General features: G+C 43.3%; 21 protein-coding genes. 7 read left to right on the top strand and 14 right to left on the bottom strand.

What is annotated here, in order from left to right; genetic code table 11:
* Window positions 1–12: 12 nt before the first annotated feature.
* The 3 genes from argS to speE are packed head-to-tail and all read right to left on the bottom strand — an operon-like array spanning window position 13 to window position 3,003.
* The gene (gene argS, locus GZ22_RS14590; RefSeq protein ID WP_038564019.1) at window positions 13–1,683 is read right to left on the bottom strand and encodes an arginine--tRNA ligase; all 1,671 of its coding nucleotides are present in this window, start codon (window positions 1,681–1,683) and stop codon (window positions 13–15) included.
* Entirely contained in the window at window positions 1,680–2,120 is a 441-nt protein-coding gene (locus GZ22_RS14585) for a YwiB family protein (RefSeq protein ID WP_038564018.1), read from the bottom strand. The genes argS and GZ22_RS14585 overlap by 4 nt, the downstream gene beginning before the upstream one ends.
* A 55-nt stretch (window positions 2,121–2,175) precedes the next feature.
* Window positions 2,176–3,003, bottom strand: coding sequence for a polyamine aminopropyltransferase (gene speE / locus GZ22_RS14580; protein ID WP_038564016.1), 828 nt, complete (start codon window positions 3,001–3,003; stop codon window positions 2,176–2,178).
* A gap of 184 nt (window positions 3,004–3,187) precedes the next feature.
* Between speE and GZ22_RS14575 the strand changes: the two genes are divergently transcribed.
* Window positions 3,188–5,218, top strand: coding sequence for a transglycosylase domain-containing protein (locus tag GZ22_RS14575; RefSeq protein WP_038564014.1), 2,031 nt, complete (start codon window positions 3,188–3,190; stop codon window positions 5,216–5,218).
* A 41-nt stretch (window positions 5,219–5,259) separates the two neighbouring features.
* On the opposite strand, the gene GZ22_RS14570 is transcribed toward GZ22_RS14575, so the two are convergent.
* Window positions 5,260–5,760 (bottom strand): YwhD family protein, encoded by a 501-nt coding sequence (locus GZ22_RS14570; protein ID WP_038564011.1) that lies wholly within the window; start codon window positions 5,758–5,760, stop codon window positions 5,260–5,262.
* 49 nt (window positions 5,761–5,809) lie between these two features.
* Entirely contained in the window at window positions 5,810–7,774 is a 1,965-nt protein-coding gene (locus GZ22_RS14565; protein ID WP_038564009.1) for an ABC transporter permease subunit, read from the bottom strand.
* A 183-nt stretch (window positions 7,775–7,957) separates the two neighbouring features.
* Between GZ22_RS14565 and GZ22_RS14560 the strand changes: the two genes are divergently transcribed.
* Complete coding sequence (locus GZ22_RS14560; RefSeq protein WP_038564007.1) at window positions 7,958–8,692, top strand: hypothetical protein; 735 nt, start codon at window positions 7,958–7,960, stop codon at window positions 8,690–8,692.
* A gap of 39 nt (window positions 8,693–8,731) precedes the next feature.
* Here GZ22_RS14560 and GZ22_RS14555 read toward each other — a convergent pair whose 3' ends face one another.
* Window positions 8,732–9,235: a YwgA family protein gene (locus tag GZ22_RS14555; RefSeq protein WP_038564005.1), complete on the bottom strand. Its 504-nt coding sequence runs from the start codon at window positions 9,233–9,235 to the stop codon at window positions 8,732–8,734.
* Window positions 9,236–9,247: 12 nt separating this feature from the next.
* Window positions 9,248–10,543 (bottom strand): HD domain-containing protein, encoded by a 1,296-nt coding sequence (locus GZ22_RS14550; protein WP_038564002.1) that lies wholly within the window; start codon window positions 10,541–10,543, stop codon window positions 9,248–9,250.
* 184 nt (window positions 10,544–10,727) lie between these two features.
* On the opposite strand from GZ22_RS14550, the gene GZ22_RS14545 reads away from it, so the two are divergent.
* Window positions 10,728–11,552, top strand: a complete 825-nt coding sequence (locus tag GZ22_RS14545; RefSeq protein ID WP_038563999.1) for a lipoate--protein ligase family protein — start codon at window positions 10,728–10,730, stop codon at window positions 11,550–11,552.
* Between the two features lie 24 nt (window positions 11,553–11,576).
* Here the strand turns inward: GZ22_RS14545 and ytvA are convergent, their stop codons facing one another.
* Both ytvA and pta read right to left on the bottom strand, forming a co-directional pair.
* A complete protein-coding gene (gene ytvA / locus GZ22_RS14540; protein WP_245609676.1) occupies window positions 11,577–12,377 on the bottom strand; it encodes a YtvA family blue-light photoreceptor in 801 nt (266 codons plus the stop codon).
* A 114-nt stretch (window positions 12,378–12,491) separates the two neighbouring features.
* Window positions 12,492–13,466 (bottom strand): phosphate acetyltransferase, encoded by a 975-nt coding sequence (pta, locus tag GZ22_RS14535; protein WP_038563995.1) that lies wholly within the window; start codon window positions 13,464–13,466, stop codon window positions 12,492–12,494.
* A gap of 261 nt (window positions 13,467–13,727) precedes the next feature.
* Here pta and hemQ point away from each other — a divergent pair, with 261 nt between their 5' ends.
* Both hemQ and gerQ read left to right on the top strand, forming a co-directional pair.
* On the top strand, window positions 13,728–14,474 hold the full coding sequence (hemQ, locus tag GZ22_RS14530) for a hydrogen peroxide-dependent heme synthase (RefSeq protein WP_038563993.1): 747 nt from the start codon (window positions 13,728–13,730) through the stop codon (window positions 14,472–14,474).
* Between the two features lie 234 nt (window positions 14,475–14,708).
* Window positions 14,709–15,197 carry a spore coat protein GerQ gene (gerQ, locus tag GZ22_RS14525; protein WP_093880596.1) on the top strand — a complete coding sequence of 163 codons (489 nt, stop codon included), beginning with the start codon at window positions 14,709–14,711 and terminating at the stop codon, window positions 15,195–15,197.
* Between the two features lie 31 nt (window positions 15,198–15,228).
* On the opposite strand, the gene GZ22_RS14520 is transcribed toward gerQ, so the two are convergent.
* Window positions 15,229–15,597 carry a DUF423 domain-containing protein gene (locus GZ22_RS14520; RefSeq protein ID WP_038563987.1) on the bottom strand — a complete coding sequence of 123 codons (369 nt, stop codon included), beginning with the start codon at window positions 15,595–15,597 and terminating at the stop codon, window positions 15,229–15,231.
* A 17-nt stretch (window positions 15,598–15,614) separates the two neighbouring features.
* Window positions 15,615–15,923 carry a YwdI family protein gene (locus GZ22_RS14515; protein ID WP_051748307.1) on the bottom strand — a complete coding sequence of 103 codons (309 nt, stop codon included), beginning with the start codon at window positions 15,921–15,923 and terminating at the stop codon, window positions 15,615–15,617.
* Between the two features lie 145 nt (window positions 15,924–16,068).
* Here GZ22_RS14515 and GZ22_RS18665 point away from each other — a divergent pair, with 145 nt between their 5' ends.
* Complete coding sequence (locus tag GZ22_RS18665; RefSeq protein WP_164072096.1) at window positions 16,069–16,221, top strand: hypothetical protein; 153 nt, start codon at window positions 16,069–16,071, stop codon at window positions 16,219–16,221.
* Window positions 16,222–16,551: 330 nt separating this feature from the next.
* Here GZ22_RS18665 and GZ22_RS18660 read toward each other — a convergent pair whose 3' ends face one another.
* The 3 genes from GZ22_RS18660 to GZ22_RS14505 form a co-directional block, all read right to left on the bottom strand.
* Window positions 16,552–16,692 (bottom strand): hypothetical protein, encoded by a 141-nt coding sequence (locus GZ22_RS18660; protein ID WP_164072094.1) that lies wholly within the window; start codon window positions 16,690–16,692, stop codon window positions 16,552–16,554.
* Window positions 16,693–16,805: 113 nt separating this feature from the next.
* Window positions 16,806–17,111 (bottom strand): phasin family protein, encoded by a 306-nt coding sequence (locus GZ22_RS14510; RefSeq protein ID WP_038563983.1) that lies wholly within the window; start codon window positions 17,109–17,111, stop codon window positions 16,806–16,808.
* A 2-nt stretch (window positions 17,112–17,113) separates the two neighbouring features.
* A complete protein-coding gene (locus GZ22_RS14505) occupies window positions 17,114–18,763 on the bottom strand; it encodes an ABC1 kinase family protein (RefSeq protein WP_038563981.1) in 1,650 nt (549 codons plus the stop codon).
* A gap of 223 nt (window positions 18,764–18,986) precedes the next feature.
* Here GZ22_RS14505 and GZ22_RS14500 point away from each other — a divergent pair, with 223 nt between their 5' ends.
* A complete protein-coding gene (locus tag GZ22_RS14500; RefSeq protein WP_038563978.1) occupies window positions 18,987–19,724 on the top strand; it encodes an AraC family transcriptional regulator in 738 nt (245 codons plus the stop codon).
* The last annotated feature ends 19 nt before the right edge of the window (window positions 19,725–19,743 follow it).

Genomic DNA, 19,743 nt, shown 5'->3' with positions numbered 1-19,743 from the left:
GCTTTTGTATTTTTACATTTTTTCTGGTGCTTCAACACTGATGAGACGCAGTGCATTTTTAATTGTAATACGAACAGAATTCATCAACGCAATCCGCGCTTTCGTTAGCTCTTCGTTATCTGGGTTTAATACTTTCTCCGCATTATAGAAGCTGTGGAGTGCAGAAGCCAGATCAAAGCTATATTGCGTGATGCGGTGCGGCATGCGTTTTTCAGCCGCGTCTGCAACTACTTGAGGGAATTCTCCAAGTCGTTTTAGAAGATCCAATTCTTTCTCAGCAGTCAGAAGACTCGCATCATATGGACCTTCAGTCTGGAATCCTTTTTCAGCAGCCTGCGCAAGCATCGTGCTGATCCGAGCATATGCGTACTGCACATAGAAAACAGGGTTTTCATTTGATTGTGATTTCGCCAAATCCATGTCGAAATCAAGATGAGAGTCACTGGAACGCATAACGAAGAAGTAACGCATTGCATCGATGCCGACCTCTTCCATTAATTCACGCAGCGTAACTGCTTTTCCAGTACGTTTACTCATTTTAACCTTTTCACCATTTTCGAACAGGTTGACCATCTGGATGATTGTAACTTCCAGTGTATCTGCGTCATAGCCAAGCGCTTGGATTGCGGCACGCATACGTGGGATATAGCCATGGTGATCGGCTCCCCAGACGTTGATTAGCTTGGAGAATCCTCGATCAAGTTTTGTTTTATGATAAGCGATATCCGGAGTCAGATACGTATAGCTGCCATCTTGTTTAATAAGTACACGGTCTTTATCATCACCGAAGTGTGTTGAACGGAACCAAACTGCTCCATCTTCTTCAAAGACATAGTCAGTTTTACGAAGTGTCGCCAATGCCGTATCGATTTTTCCATCTTGGTACAAAGAAGTTTCTGAATACCACACGTCAAATGGAACACGGAAATCAGCTAGATCCTTCTCCAGCTTTTTCAATTCATAAGTCAATCCATATTGGCGGAAGAAAGCAAGGCGTTCCTCTTCCGGCTTCGATGCATAGCTATCGCCATACTCCTCGGCAAGCTCTTTCCCAATACCAATGATGTCCTTACCATGATAGCCGTCCTCCGGCATCTCAGCATCTTGTCCAAGTGCTTGCAGATAACGCGCCTGCACACTGCGGGCTAGGTTATCGATCTGGTTACCAGCATCATTGATATAATACTCGCGACCAACCTCATAGCCTGCTGCATCAAGAATGTTGCAAAGAGAATCCCCTACTGCTGCACCGCGTGCATGTCCAAGGTGCAAGTCACCAGTCGGGTTCGCCGAAACGAATTCAACTTGGACTTTCTCTCCTTTACCTGCGTCCGTGCGGCCAAAATTATCGCCTGCTTCTAAGATAGTGGATACTAGTTCACCAAGATAGCTGTTACGCATGAAAAAGTTGATGAATCCTGGTCCAGCAATTTCGATCTTTTCTACAGGGGCTTTGTCATAATCGAAGTTATTCTGCAAATCCTCCGCAATGGCACGAGGTGCTTTTTTCGCAACACGAGCAAGCTGCATCGCAATATTCGTTGCATAATCGCCATGCGCTTTATCCTTCGGCTGCTCTAAAATGATAGCAGGAATTGTTTCTTTATCAGCTAAGCCAGCTTTTAAAACAGCATCCTGAATCGCCGCTTTTAATTTTTGTTCTGTTTGTTGTACGATATTCATCCGTTACTCTCCTCCTGCACACGCAACGTCAGTGCATGTCTTCTAGACTGCGCCTGATTTAAGGTTACTGTATAGCTTATCGTAAGTTCCGCCGGGCTGCCAGTTGTCAGTGGCGAGAACGTCATCGCGTGTGTGCTTGTTTCCATATGCATTGTACCATAAGGATGGCGGTATACGTTCTCTGTCGGCTGATTCTTTATGAAAACTTGCTTCATTTCAAATCCGCCTGAGCGTTTGATACTCACCTTATCACCCGTGATTGTAATCAACGTCTTCGTTTCTCCAACTTCTTCGGATTCCTCGGTGAAATTGACGACCGTCAATCCCCCATTTGCGGAATAGGTACCAGCTGCCTTTAAAGTCGTGTACTCCGTATCATCTTCCTCCGTTATTGCCGTATTCATCTCGATCCATACCGGAATTTTTGTCTGGCGCATGCAGCTTTCCCCTTTCAGTAAGAAAAACGCTCCCCACGGAAGCGTCTCTCCATTTTTATTTCAATAAATCCTGTACGAATTTGGGCAGGACAAAAGTAGCTTTGTGAAGCTCAGGTGTATAGTATTTCGTTTCGATCGGCTGGAACTGTTCTTCCTTCACTTCTTTCGGATGATGCACCTTGCTGCCCATCGTGAACGTCCACAGACCACTCGGATAAGTAGGGATATTCGCCGTGTATAGCTCTGTTACCGGGAAGATTTCCTTCACATCTTTGAACACTTGTGAAATCAAGTCAGCTTTAAACCACGGATTATCTGTCTGCGCAACGAACAACCCATCTTCTTTCAATGCCTTCGCAATGCCGGCATAGAAGCCTTTTGTAAACAAGTTGACGGCTGGTCCTACAGGCTCTGTCGAATCCACCATAATGACATCATAAGCGTTCTCACTTTCAGCAATATGCATAAAACCGTCACCGACGCGCACATCTGCACGAGGATCATCCATTTTACCTGCGATGGAAGGCAAGAACTTCTTGGAATACTCGATAACTTTGCCGTCGATATCAACAAGTGTAGCTTTTTTCACTTTGTCATGCTTGAGTACTTCACGGATAACACCGCCGTCTCCTCCGCCTACAATCAGCACATTCTCAGGATTCGGGTGCGTGAACAATGGCACATGCGCTACCATCTCATGATAGACGAACTCATCACGTTCTGTTGTCATAACCATGCCGTCCAATGTCAGCATATTACCCCATTCTTCTGTCTCAAGCATGTCTAATTTCTGAAAATCAGTCTGCTCACTATGCAGTGAACGCTTCACTTTTGCTGTGATACCAAAGCTATCTGTCTGTTTTTCTGTATACCAAAGTTCCATTAGCTGTCAAAACTCCTCTATGTGTAGAATCCTATATCATCTCGCAACTAGTGTTGGTCATTTTTATAGCTTTAAACAATCAAATTATAGAGAAAATCCGAAAAAAAGCAACCCTTTCAGATGTTTATTATCCTACTGGATGCCGATACTGTTTTTGACACCATGAAGGAAGCAGGCGATAGATTTGATTCGGATTCCGATAGCCCGTTGGCAGAAGTGGCTCCGGCCAAAAAGACTGGCTGCCGTTATACTCGGAAGCATGATAACTGCCATCGGCGGACTGCTCCTCATCTGTTATTTGATGGGACCTCCTCCGATGACAAATAAATGGAGTACGACATTCTATGCGAATGACAGCACGATCCTCGGTGAACAGTATGGCAACACACAGAAACGCTGGGTCGCACTGGACGAAGTCTCTCCTCACTTGATTCATGCGACTATTCTGGCTGAAGACAAGAACTTCTACAAACATCATGGATTTGCCTGGAAGCGCATATTCGCTGCTGCCCTGCAGGACATCAAGGCTGGCGCCAAGGTTGAAGGAGCCAGCACCATAACCCAGCAATATGCCAAGAATCTTTACTTAACGAATGATAAAACGTGGACACGAAAATTCAAGGAAGCAATCTACGGTATCCGCTTAGAGATGTTTTATTCGAAGGATGAAATATTGGAAGGATATCTTAATACGATTTATTACGGACATGGGATGTACGGCATCCAAGCAGCGAGCGATTATTATATGGATAAAGATCCTGGCAGTTTAACAGCTGCTGAAGCGGCATTGCTTGCCGGTATACCGAAAGGCCCATCTTACTACTCCCCTTTCCAAAATAAAGAGCTTGCCGATGAAAGGCAGGAATATATTTACGGACTGCTGGAGGATGAAGGTTATATCACTGAACCCGAATCACTTCCAGCTGTATCGCTCTCGACAGAGCAGGAACGGGAAACAGTCAGACGCGCTGGTTATTTCCAGGACTATATTACAGACGAGCTTGCCGATGTTCTGGAGATGGACGAGGATCAAGCTGCAACAGCTGGGTACCACGTCTATACAACGATGGATTCTGATCAGCAGCTCAAATTGGAGACGCAAATAGCAGACACTATTCCGGCTGATACAGAACTGCAGACGGGCGCAATTGCTATGGATCCAGATACCGGTGCAATCACAGCTATGGTTGGCGGAACTGATTACAAAGCGAGTACGTATAACAGAGCTACTACATCCAAACGTATGCCAGGCTCCGCATTCAAGCCTTTTGTGTATTACACTGCCCTGATAAACGGTTTCACACCGATGACACAGCTAAGAAGCGAAGAAACAACCTTTGAACTGCCGGATGGCGGAGAATATGCACCTGGCAATTTTCATGGCTATTATGCAAATGATGAAATTACAATGGTAGAAGCTATCGCAATGTCCGACAATATTTATGCAGTGAAAACGAATTTAATGATTGGTGCAGAAAAGATAGCTGCAGATGCCAAGAAACTCGGTATCACCAGTGAGTTACAGGCAGTTCCATCACTCGCGCTTGGAACTTCTCCGGTGTCTGTCGAAGAGATGGGAGTTGCCTACAGCCGGATAGCAAATGGCGGTAAACAGGTTGAAAGCTATACGATTGAAAAAATCGTCGATCGCAACGGTAAGACTATCTATTCTCACAAACCGCAGAAAAAAAGCAAGCTGGATAAAAAAAGACTGTTTGTGCTCACCGATTTAATGACAGGTATGTTCGATGACTCGCTTAGCAGCTATATGCGTGTAACAGGTGCCTCAATCAAGGATCAGTTGAGCCGGCCATATGCAGGGAAATCCGGAACAACAACAACAGATAGCTGGATGGTTGGCTTCAGTCCTGACTTGGTGACAGCCGTCTGGACTGGCTATGATAATAACCGCTCCATGGAGAAAGTAAAAGAGCTTGCCTACAGCAAAGAAATTTGGGCAGGATTTATGGAAGCAGCGCATCAGGGCGAACCAATCAAAGCATTCCGGCCTCCTGCCGGTGTTCGTGGTATGTTTGTTGATCCTGATTCCGGCTTTCTTTCCACGTCTTATTGCGAAAAGCGCCGATTCACTTATTTTGTTAGAGGTACAGAACCTAAGCTATACTGCCGACCTGATTTAGATGAGTACCCTCTCCATCATGACCAGGAAGAACCTATGAACAGACGCAAACGCTGGTTTGATTGGCTGTTTTAAAAGAAAAGCCGCTGTCCCTTTTTCGGGAAAGCGGCTTTGATTTATTGGAGTTGGTTTTCCAGATCCTTCGGCGACCTGCTCCAGAATTCCGGTTTATATTCCTTAAGGAACTCCAACAGCAATTCCTTCGATACATCATCCATATGCTCAAGCACATACTTGCCTTTCATAGACTGCTCCATATGCTTCACATGCTCCGGCATAGATTTATAAGCGATACGATTCGGCCGATCAACAAGAATTTCGCTGGCAGCTGCTCCAAAGTAATAAGGGCCTTCTCCGCCATTTTGCACCGTCACCCAGACAATCCAATACAGCTTTCCGTCTTGTACTTTTTCCTTCTCATGCTGGAACCGCACACGTCTTTCCACTTGACTGCGAGCATGCATCGCCGCCATATCCACGTATGCTGTTTTCTCATTCGGATCAACGATGACCGGACTCATATTCTCCAGACTGATCGAACCGACCCCATATCCGCCATGACCGTCCGTAGAATCGTCCTTCATGATCGTGAAAGCATTATTTTTCTTCTTTTCCACATATACCGCTCCCTCGACTTTTGCTTCTATAGTAGCATGTGTCGGATTATCACTTCAATTCAATTGTTTTATCATGGAAACGGAAAGCATCGGGTGATGCAGTTAGACCAGCTGCAGCTTGCTTGTCTGACACTGCTGTTTGCACCCTTCTATCCTTTGTTCCCTTAATACCCAGCCTGCTATGTTCCACTTCTTTCAAACCTGCGACTATTAGCTGTACACAGAATATGAGGAAAAGAAATGCGGCAATGACAACTGCGCTGTAATAACCATCCGGCTGCATGAGCATGTACCGAAGAAACGGTATCTGAGAGGACCACTCCGCTGTGGCTGGATAAACTAGGTCTCCTTTAACAACTGTTCCTCCAAAATATACCCCGAAAATCCCTAGATGAATAAATAAAACAAGCACTTGAGCTGTTTGCTGTCCAAATAGAATGAAACATCTCATGCGTATCTGCGGCCATACATGCTTTCGTATGAGATGCAGTTTGCTTCCTCCAAGTATAGTCCCACTTGTTACAAAAGCAGTGGAAAGTGCATGATCAATTTCTTTGCTTAAAAGCGAGGTTGTAAGCGGGAGTACAAGTAAAAGCAAGATCAGTATCTGCCAAAAGATTTTTTCCGTTATAGTAAGATCATAATAAACACTCGCCCCAATAATTGGGGTTAACAGGAAGAGCGCCAATAATGATTGCGGGATATAATGCAGAGTGTCCGTGAACTTGTCCAAAATTTTCCTGACTTTCATTGGAACTAAGAGCACATAGGGGATAGCTAGTAGAAATCCACCGCCAATCCGTAAAGCCGCGAGAAGGATAGCAAACCCTATTGTGAATTTTGCCCCCGTTATAAGCACATCATCCAGATGTCTTCCGCTTCTGTCAGTTCCGAGCCAGTAATCATCATTAGGTGGAAATGGAGCTTTATCTACCGCTCTCCCATCTTCGTATTGATATTCTGTCACTTGAATGGACGGATCAGCCCAGACAGTATAAAGACAGCTCGCCAGAAACAAAAGCAGAATCAAAGCTGAACCCGTCACAAATTTCCAATTACGGTAAACGGGAGAATGTTTGATATTTCTCTTGAAGGAGAGTACACTCCCTTTCTTCCTTTTTCCGACTAAAGGTACCTTTCTCCAGACCGGCGGCTCCTGTTTAACTGTTCTTTCCCTAACAAGAACTCTGTCAGCAACTCCATAAATAATATAAAAAGGGATAAAGAAAAACACTAATATAAAGAATATCTCGATGGCATTTGATCCGTCCCTTAACAGTAAGTCTTTTAAAATACTAGTAATACCGTATAAATTCATAATATATTCAATGGCTGGAATAGTAGACATTGTTGCCCATGTAATTACCTTCGTATGCAAAAAAGCAGTAGGTAAAATATTTCGCAGCATATGTACAAAAAGAATATAGCTTTTACTTAATCCCTTGCTTTGCGCCAGGACGACATAGTCTTTTTGTTGTTCTTCCTCCAGCATAGACAAGACTATCCGGTAAAAGGAAAAGAACGGTAAGATAGCGATAATAAGTATTGGCAGGATATAGATTTCATCGCTGCCAACTGAACTGAATTGCAGCAAGAGAAAGCCGAATTGTTTGTACAGGAAAACAACAAGCAGCTGGATTCCAAAAGCTATAAGTATATCAGGGATTGATTCCGCAAAATTACCTAATCGTTTCAATGGCTCAACTACCCTTTTGGGCAGCAAAAAAGAAAGCACTGCAAAAAGCAGACCACCACCAAACCCTGTCACTAAAGCAAGAATTAGTATTGTCATGGAATAAGATATAGCATCACCAAAGAAAGAAGTTATAGAATAGGTCCTGTTAAATGGTGTTGTATACACCCACTGAGATGGATCCATCACTTGTTCAACTAAGTGAAAAACATTATGCCAGTATCCGAAAAAACCTGCGGAAAATACCGATGGAATACAACTTACTAGTAATATAGCTACCAGTCCTAATACTAGATAGCTGAAGAAAGAAACTATGCGCATACATGACCCACTTTCAATATACGTTTTTTCTATTATATTACAATATTCTGTAAATTTACCAGAATATTTAAGTGTCGGAATTCTACAAATCCATCCAAGTACGGAACTATTACCACCCTACAGCCGATTAGAGAGTATTCTATCCGGGAAGAGTACAGCAGCAAATATCGAAAGGAAGATTTCATGTATTTTTGGCTTAGTTTGATTTTCGCAGCAGGATTCGCACTCATCCATTACTTCTCTAAGTACATGAGTTTTCTGAAGGAAACACCCCGAAGTAAATTCTTGTCTGTTTCTGCGGGAATAGCAGTGGCCTATGTGTTCGTCCATCTTCTTCCTGAGTTAAATTCTTATCAGGAACAACTGGAAGCCGAACTAGGAGATAGTATCTGGCGGTATGCAGAACATCATATTTATATTGTTGCTCTGATCGGGTTGGTACTTTTCTATGGATTGGAAAGAATGGTGACAGTATCGAAACAGACAGACAAACTCAAAAATCCTGAAGCGGCGGGTTCCGGTGTTTTCTGGCTGCATATCAGCTCTTTCTTTTTATATAACGCTATTATAGGCTACCTGTTGATACGGGAAGAATATGAATCTCCTCTTGGGATGCTGTTCTATTTTCTCGCTTTAGGTGTCCACTTTATTACCAATGACCGGAGTCTGCGGAGTGATTACAAACATATCTATGATAAGTACGGAAGATTACTTCTTACAGGCGCCATTATTTTAGGCTGGTTCATTGGCGTTTTAACCGAATTGAACGAAGTAGCAATCTCCATTCTTAATGCTTTTATTGCAGGAGGTATCGTATTGAATGTACTGAAAGAAGAGCTTCCTGAGGAAAAGGAAAGCAGTATCGGAAGCTTCCTGTTTGGCGCAGCCGGATACACCATATTGTTATTACTTGTGTAATTAAAAGAGCGAAGGATCACGTGGATCCCTCGCTCTTTTTCATGCTTGCTGTTGTTTCAATGATTTGATGAACTCCCAAGCTTGGGTCATCTCTTCATCGGTATAATTTTGTTTTTTCTTTACTGTCCGTACTTTATCTTCCACTTCTTCCTGCGGCAGTTCTTCAAAATACAGCATCGTGGAAACTAGCTCCAGGAAACGAGAGCTTTTTTCTTTCAGCAGGCGGATAGACGCCTGGTAATCCGGAAATTGATTATCGTAATGTGATAGAAACTGTTGGCCTTCCTCCGTAATTGTATAACGGTATTGGAAATAGCTGCTTTTATCCTCTTTTGTCTCTTTGATCAAACCGAGGTTGCTCAGTTCATCCACACGCAGGGACAATTCCTCCGAATAGGGACCGAATAGATGGAATTCATATTTTTCACCGAACGGAATACCATTTTTCTTCAGTATGTAAATCATCTTTTGCAGTTTCTTTCTTCCTACCACTTCTTCCACGGAAGAAAAGAATTGCAGGAGATTTGCGTGGTTGGCTAGCATAGCTGCTCCTCCTTATTGGAATAAAATCTCATAGATCCGTTGCTTCTGTTGACTGTCATCCGGCAGGGCTTCTAGAATGTCCTGAGGGAAATACAATTTATGGTCTGTTCGTTTTTTACCCGAAATCGCTTCGACAATATCCGATTGACGTGATAATTCCTTCAATTTTCCATTTGGCAACTGTAAATGGATCGGCAAACGCTCTTCTTCCTCGCCTGGACGATAGAAGTCATAAGGCAAATCAGATGACGAATCATCAATCAGATAATATTCCGGATCGATGCCTACTTCACTGAAGAGCCTGGACAGCTCGACCATCTCTTTAACATGCAGAAGCGGATTGAACTCGATATACTTAAATAGTCTGCGATTCAGGAATCTTTCACACAAGTCCCTTAGTATATCATCTTCTTCTTCAAGCCAAGCCTGGAAATAGAAGGATGTTACATTTTCATCAAGCCGTATATAATCTTCTAAGGTGACATTTTCATCAAACAAGGAAATAAAATGCTGCGGTCGCAACTTGAATGTATAGTCACTTTTATAAAGTGCTTTTGCACGATGCAGGATTTTCGTCAGAATTACTTCCGCACTGCGTGTTACTGGGTGGAAATATACTTGCCAATACATTTGGTAGCGGCTCATGATATAATCCTCGACTGCATGCATGCCGGATTCTTTGATCACGACCTGATCCTCACGAGGGCGCATTACCCGAAGTATTCTTTCCATGTCAAAATGGCCATAGCTTACACCTGTAAAATAGGCATCACGCTGCAAATAATCCATCCTGTCTGCATCAATCTGGCTTGAGATGATACTGACGATTAATTTATCACCATATGTCTTATTGATAACCTCAGCTACCTTTTTCGGAAAGCTTGCGCTAACTTTTCGCAGCACATGATTGACTCCAGTATTTCCAAGGATAATCTTGCGGGTGAACTCTTCATGATCTAAGCCAAAAACCTTTTCGAAGGAATGAGAATAAGGTCCATGACCGAGATCATGGAGCAAAGCTGCGCAGAGAAGCAGCAACCGCTGTTCCTTTTTCCAGTTCTTCCGGTTCTCGAAATTATTTACAATCCGTCTGACAATCTCATAGACCCCTAAGGAATGATTAAAACGGCTGTGTTCGGCACCATGAAACGTCATATAAGAGGTTCCAAGCTGCTTGATCCTGCGAAGCCGCTGAAATTCAGGCGTTGCTATCAGATCCCATATTACCCTGTCACGGACATGTACATAGCGATGCACCGGATCTTTGAAAACTTTTTCTTCATCTAGCTTTTCATCTCGATACGCCATTTCCTTTGCCTCACTTTATGTCATTCTGTCTCGTATTTTTTTGTCCAATAGACTTAGTTTATAAAATATCAGGTCCCCCGTAAACAACTAAAAGTAATTTTTACTCGTTTCTTGTCTACCCTATTCTTTGCTATACTATGTATTGGCGTTTGACGCCATTCAGCTGAAAAGGAGCGCGTTCTACGTGTTACATACATTATTCAAAACACCTGAATTCCGCATTATCGATCATTCCGGTGAAGACGGTCCGGAACAAGCTATGGCCTCCTTCGCGATAGATGATGCCTTAGCCATTTCTGTCGGAGAAAATCTGGCCCCGCCAACTGCAAGACTGTGGATCCATGACCGCACGATTATGCTCGGCATACCTGATTCCCGTCTTCCTTATATAAAAGAAGGAATATCCTATTTGCAGGAAAAAGGCTACAAAGCTGTTGTTCGAAACTCTGGCGGACTCGCTGTCCTGCTCGATAAAGGTGTTGTCAATCTATCCTTTATCTTCCCAGATGCCAAGCACATCGGGATTCATGATGGATATCAAGCGATGGTTTCCTTCATCCAATATATTTTCCAGGATCTTACCGATAAAATTGAAGCTTTTGAGATAGTCGGTTCTTATTGTCCTGGGACCTATGATTTGAGCATAGACGGTCGTAAATTTGCCGGCATTTCCCAGCGCAGGGTAAAAGACGGTTCTGCTGTCCAAATCTACTTATGTGTAGATGGAAGCGGCGCGGCGCGTGCCGAGATCGTTCAAGGATTCTATGAAAGAGCTAAAAAAGATGCGGAAACTCGTTTCACCTTCCCTGATGTAGTGCCGGAAACGATGGCTTCGCTGGAAGAATTGCTCCAGGTTTCCCTTACAAGTGAACAAGTGTGTAAGCGGATTGTTGATGGACTAGCCTCTATCACACATATCGATCCTTCCTCAGAAATGACAGTACAAGAGATTCAGCTGCAGCAGGAACGGATGAAGCTGATGCGTGCTCGAAATGAGAATTTCCAATAAAAAACCGCTGACCGATTAATCGGTTCAGCGGTTTTCTTTTTCCAGAAACGCTAAAGCTTGTTTCACTGTCGAATAGAACGTGATGTTTTGATCACTGAAATCTGTTTGACGAACACTTTCCATAGCCATCTTCGGGTGGAATCCCGTAATGATCATGCGCGTGCCCATCATATCAAGCAGTTGGTGAAGTCGCAGTACACCGTGATGAACACCGCTATGGAAGCGACTGATTCCTTGCAGATCAAGAATGAAATTCCGTTCCCCTGTCTGCTGGACGTGCTCACCTACTCGCTCCAGTATCTGGTTCAGCCTGCGATCATCAACATCCCCAATCAACGGCAAGATGGATGTAGTGTCCGTAATCGGGACAATCGGCGTGGACAATCGGGATACTTCTTCCAGGTAATGAGAAACAAGTTCTTCACTTTGCTTTCTCTGTGTTACATCTTTCTGTACACCGACGAAGAAAGTCTTCTGCTCACTTTCCAAATAAATCGGATAAATCTCCAGCTCATTCCAGAACATTTCACCGTTTTTGCGATAGTTCTTCAGCTCTACCACGACAGTCTTTTTATCACTTATTGCATCACGGACGGCTGCAACATCTTCTTTTCTCGTATCTTTACCTTGAAGAAAGCGGCAGTTATGGCCGAGAATTTCTTCTGAAGGATAACCAGTAAGTTCTTCGAAACCTTTGTTTGTATAAATAATCGGATTATCAGGAAGTGAGGGGTCTGTGATTACCACTCCTGCTCCTACGTAATCGATGGCATGCTTCACAAACTGATCTGTTACTTCGGATGAATAGCGGATATCATTGCCCAACAAATACTCACTCCTTTTGCATCTTAGACAAGGCTATTTTACTATAATTAGGCAGGAAAAACAAAACAAACAAAAAAGACACCTTCCTTTGAGAAAGGCGTCTTCCATATTTGCTTATTCTACAGATTGAGCAGCAGTGATAAGTGTAAGCTTGTACACATCATCTGCATTACAGCCGCGGGACAAATCGTTTACTGGTGCGTTCAAACCCTGTAGGATTGGACCTACAGCATCGAAATTACCAAGACGCTGAGCAATTTTGTACCCAATGTTACCTGCTTCTAGGCTAGGGAATACGAATACATTCGCATCACCTTTCAATACAGCATCCGGTGCTTTTTTCGCAGCAACAGATGGTACAAAGGCTGCATCGAATTGGAATTCGCCATCTACAACAAGGTTAGGATTTTTCTCTTTCGCAATCGCTAGCGCATCCGATACTTTTTCAGTTTCCGGAGATTTAGCAGATCCTTTAGTCGAGAAGCTAAGCAATGCTACTTTTGGATCGATACCGAACATAGCCGCTGTTTCAGCACTTGCTACAGCAATTTCCGCAAGATCCTGGCTGTCAGGTGCGATGTTGATAGCACAGTCACCGAAAACATAGCGCTCATCTTCTCTTACCATTACGAATGCACCAGAAGTCTTCTTGTATCCTGGTTTCGTTTTAATGATTTGAAGAGCTGGACGTACTGTATCAGCAGTAGAATGTGCTGCCCCGCTCACAAGACCGTCAGCTTCGCCTGTATAAACAAGCATAGTACCGAAGTAATTTTCATCTTTTAGTAATTTCTTTGCATCTTCTTCTGTCGCTTTGCCTTTGCGGCGTTCCACGAACGCTGCAACTAGCTCATCGAATTTCTCATACGTATCCGGGTCAAGAATTGCTGCACCGTGCAAGTCGATAGACAATTCTTTTGCCTTTTGTTCCACTTGCTCTTTATTGCCGATCAAAATCGGTGCAATAATCCCCTCTTCGGCAAGCTTTGCTGCTGCTTCCAAAATACGCTCATCCAAGCCTTCCGGCAAGACGATCTTTTTATTTTGGCCTGTTACTTTTTCCCGCAATGTTTGAAATAAATCACTCATCCTAAAACCCTCCTAGAATATGTCTGCATTTCTATAGTAAATCTTTTTGTTTTACTTTTAAAGTCATATCAGTCGCTGCTGATTTTTTTAATTAAAATAACCGCTCCTTTAGATGTTCCCATTTCTGTCAAAGTATACACACGAAGCATACTGAACAGTTGATATAATAGATATGGGAACTAGAAAGCAACGACAAGCATGGTGTGATGTCGTTTGTGTTACACTATACAAAGAATGTGAACGAAAAAGGAGTGTTTAGGCATGGCAGAAGCAGTAGAAACCATGGATGGCTGGTATTGCCTGCATGATTTCCGTGTAATGGATTGGACAAGCTGGAAACTGGCTTCCGAGGATGTGCGTCAAGCAGCGATCGAGGAATATCAGAACTGGCTTTCAAATATGGAACAAGTTGAGGAAGCAAATAACGGCAGTCAGCTTGTCTATAAGATTATTGGTCATAAAGCTGACCTGATGTTTATGATTATGCGTCCGACTATGGATGAGTTGCAGGAGATAGAAACAGCTTTCGATAAAATGCAGATCGCATCTTTCATGACGAAAAGCTTCTCTTACTTATCTGTCGTTGAGCTCTCCAAATATATGAGCAAACCTGGTGTTGATATTGAACAAAAACCAGAAGTACAAGCACGTCTGAAACCAATTTTACCTCGTTGGGATTATATGTGCTTCTATCCGATGGACAAACGCCGGGTGAATGAAGACAACTGGTATTCACTTGAAAAAGACGCTCGCTCGAAACTTATGTATGAGCACAGCAAAACCGGCCGTAAATACGCTGGTCAAATCAAACAGATTATCACAGGATCGTTCGGTTTTGATGACTGGGAGTGGGGCGTAACATTATTCGCACACGATCCACTGCCGATCAAGAAACTAGTATATGAGATGCGTTTCGATGAAGTTAGCGCACGGTACGGCGAATTCGGTGACTTCTATTTCGGAAATAAGTTGGATAAAGAAGCAGTATCCGACTACTTCCATATTTAATGAAAGCTGGACCAACTTGGTCCGGTTTTTTTTAATCCCCTTGTTCTACTCCCCTTCCAGGCTTCATATCATGTCAAAGAACAGGCATGAGTTCCTTAGACATGAGGTAAGGCGATAACGGTTGTGAAGGCGCAGCGTGTCTTGTATTCATACTAGTCGCACGATATAACTCAATTCCCGCCTTCACAGTTTCAGCCAGCCCGATTGTCTTTTGAAAGGATATAGGAAAGGGGAATGAAAATGAGCAAGAACCCGAATCAAGAAAACCAGTCTCCGAGCACTCCACAGTATCAGGAACAGAGCCAGGCCTATACTTATCCGCAAGTCCCGAACTATAGCTACCCAACTCGTCAGCAAAACCAACCGTTTTTCCCGCAACAGCAACAACAGCAGCAAGTTCCGTCACAAGTTCAAGGCGGAGGACCAGCCGGACCAGGACTGCCAGTTGAGCAATCTTATATCGAAAATATTCTGCGTTTGAATCGAAACAAGCTGGCCACGGTGTATATGACCTTCGAAAACAATGACCGCTGGAACGCAAAAATCTTTAAAGGCGTGATCGAGGCTGCCGGTCGTGACCATCTTATCTTACGTGATCCAGAGAACAACCGACGTTACTTATTATTGATGGTCTACCTCGATTATGTAACATTCGATGAACCGCTTAATTATAGTTACCCTTTTGGAAATCCAGGCGGCACTGCAACTTATCCACCACGATAAAAAAACCTCTGCTGCGGCAGAGGTTTTTTTCTTATAAATATTTGATTGCAGTATAGCCGAGCAATACCCATCCGATCAGGAATGCCACTCCGCCTACTGGCGTAATGATGGCAAAGATCGTGATTCCGCTGACAGCATATATGTAAAGTGTTCCTGAAAATAGCAGGATCCCCGCAATAAAGAAACCGCCCGCAGTTGTCAAACTGCCTGCTTGGATCTTTTGGAGCAATAATGCTACTCCGATAATGACCACGGTATGGAACATTTGATATTGAACTGCTTTCTCCCATGTGGCTATTGCCTTCTCAGACAATCTCCCTTCTAGTCCGTGCGCTCCGAATGCTCCAAGTGCTACCGTAAGGAAACCACTTATAGCTCCGATTATGAGTAATGCTTTCATTTTTCTGCTCCTTTATATCAAAAATCGAACAATGACTTACCATTCGATTCTTCATCATCATCTTCAAATGCTTTCTTAGGCGGCTGCTGGGCTGGCCATTCCCCTGTCATCGCTGCCCATTCTGCTGCTGATGGGCTTACTGCTGCTTCTGACGGTTTAGACACCTGCGTTTTGACTGGACGCTTTGAACGCTCACTTTGCAAAAACAGGTCACACATCGAACGAACTGCTCGAACGTGCTCCCGCTGCTTTTGGACATCATCAAGGTCTAACGCCCGTTCCAGCTCCTCTTTCATATGCCGAAGCACTGCTTCTTCACTTAACAAGTCGAACCCCTCCATCGTTTTACTGCTACCTGCATTATAGCAGATATAAAAGATAAAAATTAACCCCAACAACAAGAACATTTGTTCCTTTATTTTGAAAATAGGTATACTGTTCATAACATATTCAAAAATTGGAGGTTAAGCAATGAAGACAGACGATATAGCAGAACTGATGCTATTGAATGGAATTACAGGTTTCAGTATGGCTTATATGGAGGCTGGTCATTCTTTACAATCCTTTTGTGCCGGTTATAAATTAGTGATAAAAGAAAATAAAAAGAGGCTGGGACATAACTAAAATTCAAGTGCTTAAAATTGAATAATATTCTTGGGCGCCGCTTCGGCAGAACACTCTGCTTTCCACGGGCACGGCCTCAGCCTCCTCGTGGAAAGTTCGCCACTGCGGGGTCTTCAGCTCGCGCTGTTCCCGTAGGACAAGGAATGCTTCGAGAGTTTCACCTCGCACGAAGGAAATTGGTTTGTATTTCCGAGGAGTCTCCGTATTCTGCCTACGCTAATAAAGTGTACAAATAAAAAACCCGAACTTTTACAAATCTTCGTATGAAGACTTGTAATATAGTTCGGGTTTTCATCTGGCTAAAACACTTTTTTGTCCCAGCCTCTTCTGTTATTGCGCTTGCTTCAGTATATCTGATTGTTCGGCGACATATTGTTCATGCATCCATTTCAAAAAATCGTATTCTGTGGCTGTGGAAGGGCGTTTCATTTCCTGTTCCACTTGGTCGACTAAAGATAAAAAGCTAATCATTGCTAATTACCTCCTCTGGTTATACCTCTACCATCATTCTAATCGAGAATTGGACGCATGACAACAAATTTTCAAAATATTCACGACAACTTAATAGTTTCTGCTCAAATCTATTAATCTTCCTTATTCTGCAAACGTAACTCCAAATGACTGATCCTCTGCTTCAAAGCATCAACATCCGCTTTCGTAGCAAGTCCTAGATCGTTAACTTTTTTCTGCATGTTCTCTTGATTCTTCTCATTCCACTCATTGGATTTCGCTTCTCCTTTATCTACAAAACGCTGAATCAAGTCCTTTGCTTGCTGTGGTGTAATCTCTCCCTTTGCCACTAACTCTTTCAATTTGGCATCCAGCTTTTCCTTCCCAGCCAAAGCAGCACCAACACCTAAAAGAAATCCTTTACGTAACAAATCTGCCATTATCATAACCTCCTAGTTTTATTTATGGATCTAAGCAGCAGAACATGCTTAATGAAGAGAATTAACCATAGTCCAAAGAATATGAATGTCAGGATAAACCCGACGAGAACGAGCCATAATGTATGCTGAATGATTCCTTGGATGCCCGTGTATGCCGAACCTGCTGTCAAGGCGAGTAACAGAACCGTGTAAAAGAAGTAGAAATGGTGCAGCAGCTGGTTCTTTTGCTTATCCCTTTCCCAGCCGCGCTGCTTCTCCCCGTCAGTGAGCCAGTCAACGAGTGCTCTAGGCATCGACAGGAATGGACGAAGTGAATTGGTGATGATACCAGTATAGATAGAACTATGTTTTTTCGATCCTCTCATCCAGCGCAGGATGACAGGTTTTCCCCATTCTACTAGATCAGCTTGCGGATAAATGACAGCTACCAGGCCAATTGCCAAGAAAACTGCCCGTCCGAGGAAGGCAAAATCTGCCGGGAGCTGTATCGGCTGTTCCTTTACGATCACTTGCAGCTCCTCCATCAGCTGCAAGAAGGATTCCGTGTCTCCTACATCAAGCTGACCTCCCTTGTATAAATCCACTGTTTTCCTAATAATCCGTTTTACTTTCTCCGAATCTGCGGATGGAAGCAAAAACTCCATGTTGTAGAGTGCTTGGATGACAGCCTCATAATCATCTAGCACAATTCCCTGAATTGCCTCCCGTAAGTATTCGGTATCCGCTGCTCGGATTTCACCGACCATACCAAAATCGAGCAGTACGATTTTCCCGTCAGGCTGGACCATGATATTTCCTGCATGAGGATCAGCATGGAACATACCGCTGTTGAGAAACTGATCAGAAAAGAATTGAAAAAGTGCTTTAGCTACTTGCTCACGAGGGATTTTCTGGGCATCCAGATAGTCTGTATCCGTCACTTTCCGTCCCTCTACCCAATCCATCACAAGTACCTTGCCTGTGCAGAGTTCCGGATAATAATCTGGCACTTTAATGTCCGGATTTCCTTTGTACCGCTTCTTGAAATAATCCGCATGCTCCAATTCTTTTCGGAAGTCCAATTCCCGGCTGATGATTGTGACTACTTCCGCGTACAGAGCCTTCATATCCGATTTCTTTCCGATACTCGTAAACTTGCGGAGCAGGAAAAAGATGATTCGGAGCGCTTTGAAATCCATATGGAATATCTGTCTGACATTGTGCCGCTGGACCTTAACCGCAATCTTCCGGCCATTTTGTAAGTATGCTTCGTACACTTCACCGATAGAAGCAGAAGCAACAGCTTTAGGGTTCAAATGCACAATCTCCGTCTCATAACGGCTGCCAAGCTCTTCCTTTAATATTGCTTCCGAATGTGTAAATGATGTCGGCTTTACCCTGTCTACGAGACCTTCCATCTCCCGAATGAATATCTTTGGCAGCAAGTCAGCACGCGAACTGAGAAACTGACCTAACTTGATCAGCAATCCGCCTTTTTTCTCCGCAGTTTTCCGATACTCGCGCGCCTGCTTAGTCAGTAATGCTTCCCATTCCTGTTTATCCTGTTCGTCCCACACGCGGCTATGCAGCAAATAAAACCAGTAGATCTGCAGCATAAATCGGATGACCATCCAAACGATAGCCATAATACGACGGGTGGATTTGACACGCATTTGCACACCTCATTTTCAGACAATTGCCTTCTTTCTTGCTATTTTCTATTATAGCTAGTACTTCTCTTGCTTGTCTATTAACCTGCGGCTGTGTCGAAAAACGTAAAAACAGCAGTTTTATAAATATTTTTTAATAAAACAGTTTATTTTTTCTCGGAAAACGCTTACAATATTGATATATAAGACTGATGGTAATATCAATAACCCTTAACGGAGGTATAGTATGTCTAGCATATCTAAAAATGCTGTTCTGCCTGAAAAACGTTCCGTCGAAAATAACAAGTCTAATAAACAATTTTTGTACCCTTCTTACCTGCTTGAAAACCAGCTAATGGATGCTGTATCCGATGGTGATTTGAATGGGGCATTATCTATAATTGAGAGCCTTTCTACTTCTGAACGCCCGAAGTATGCCTTCCAACCGTTACGGTCAGCGAAAAACCAATTGATCAGTATCTGCACGCTGTACACGCGCGCTATCTTGAGAGGCGGCGCTTCTCAAGAAGTAGCATCAAGCCTCAATATGACTTATATGCTTGAAATCGAGAACTGCCAGACGGAGCAAGAACTTTCCGAATTGGAATATGATATGCTTGTCCGTTTTATCGAAGGCTTGAATAAGAGCAGAGCCACCCAATACTCCAACATCATCAATGAAGCTATCGGCTATATTCAATCACATATTTTGGAGGATCTGAGCTTGCAGGCAATCAGCACTCACTGCAATGTGAATCCAAGCTACCTTTCCCATTTGTTCAAAAAAGAAGTTGGTGTTTCCACAGTGCAATTCATCAATCAAAAGAAGATTGAGGAAGCTAAATACTTCCTGCTTCATACGAACCAATCGATTGCTGACTTGGCTAAGAAGTTTAACTTCTGCAACCAAAGCTATTTCACCGCTCAATTTAAGTTCTATACATCCATGACTCCAAAACAATTCCGCGACTCACGCGCAATTTAAAAAACACCGCACAGGCTTA

This window comes from Terribacillus saccharophilus (genome assembly GCF_000725365.1).
Lineage (GTDB): Bacteria > Bacillota > Bacilli > Bacillales > Amphibacillaceae > Terribacillus > Terribacillus saccharophilus.
The sequence above is the reverse complement of the archived record's forward strand: the minus strand, read 5'-3'. Positions and strand labels throughout refer to the sequence as shown.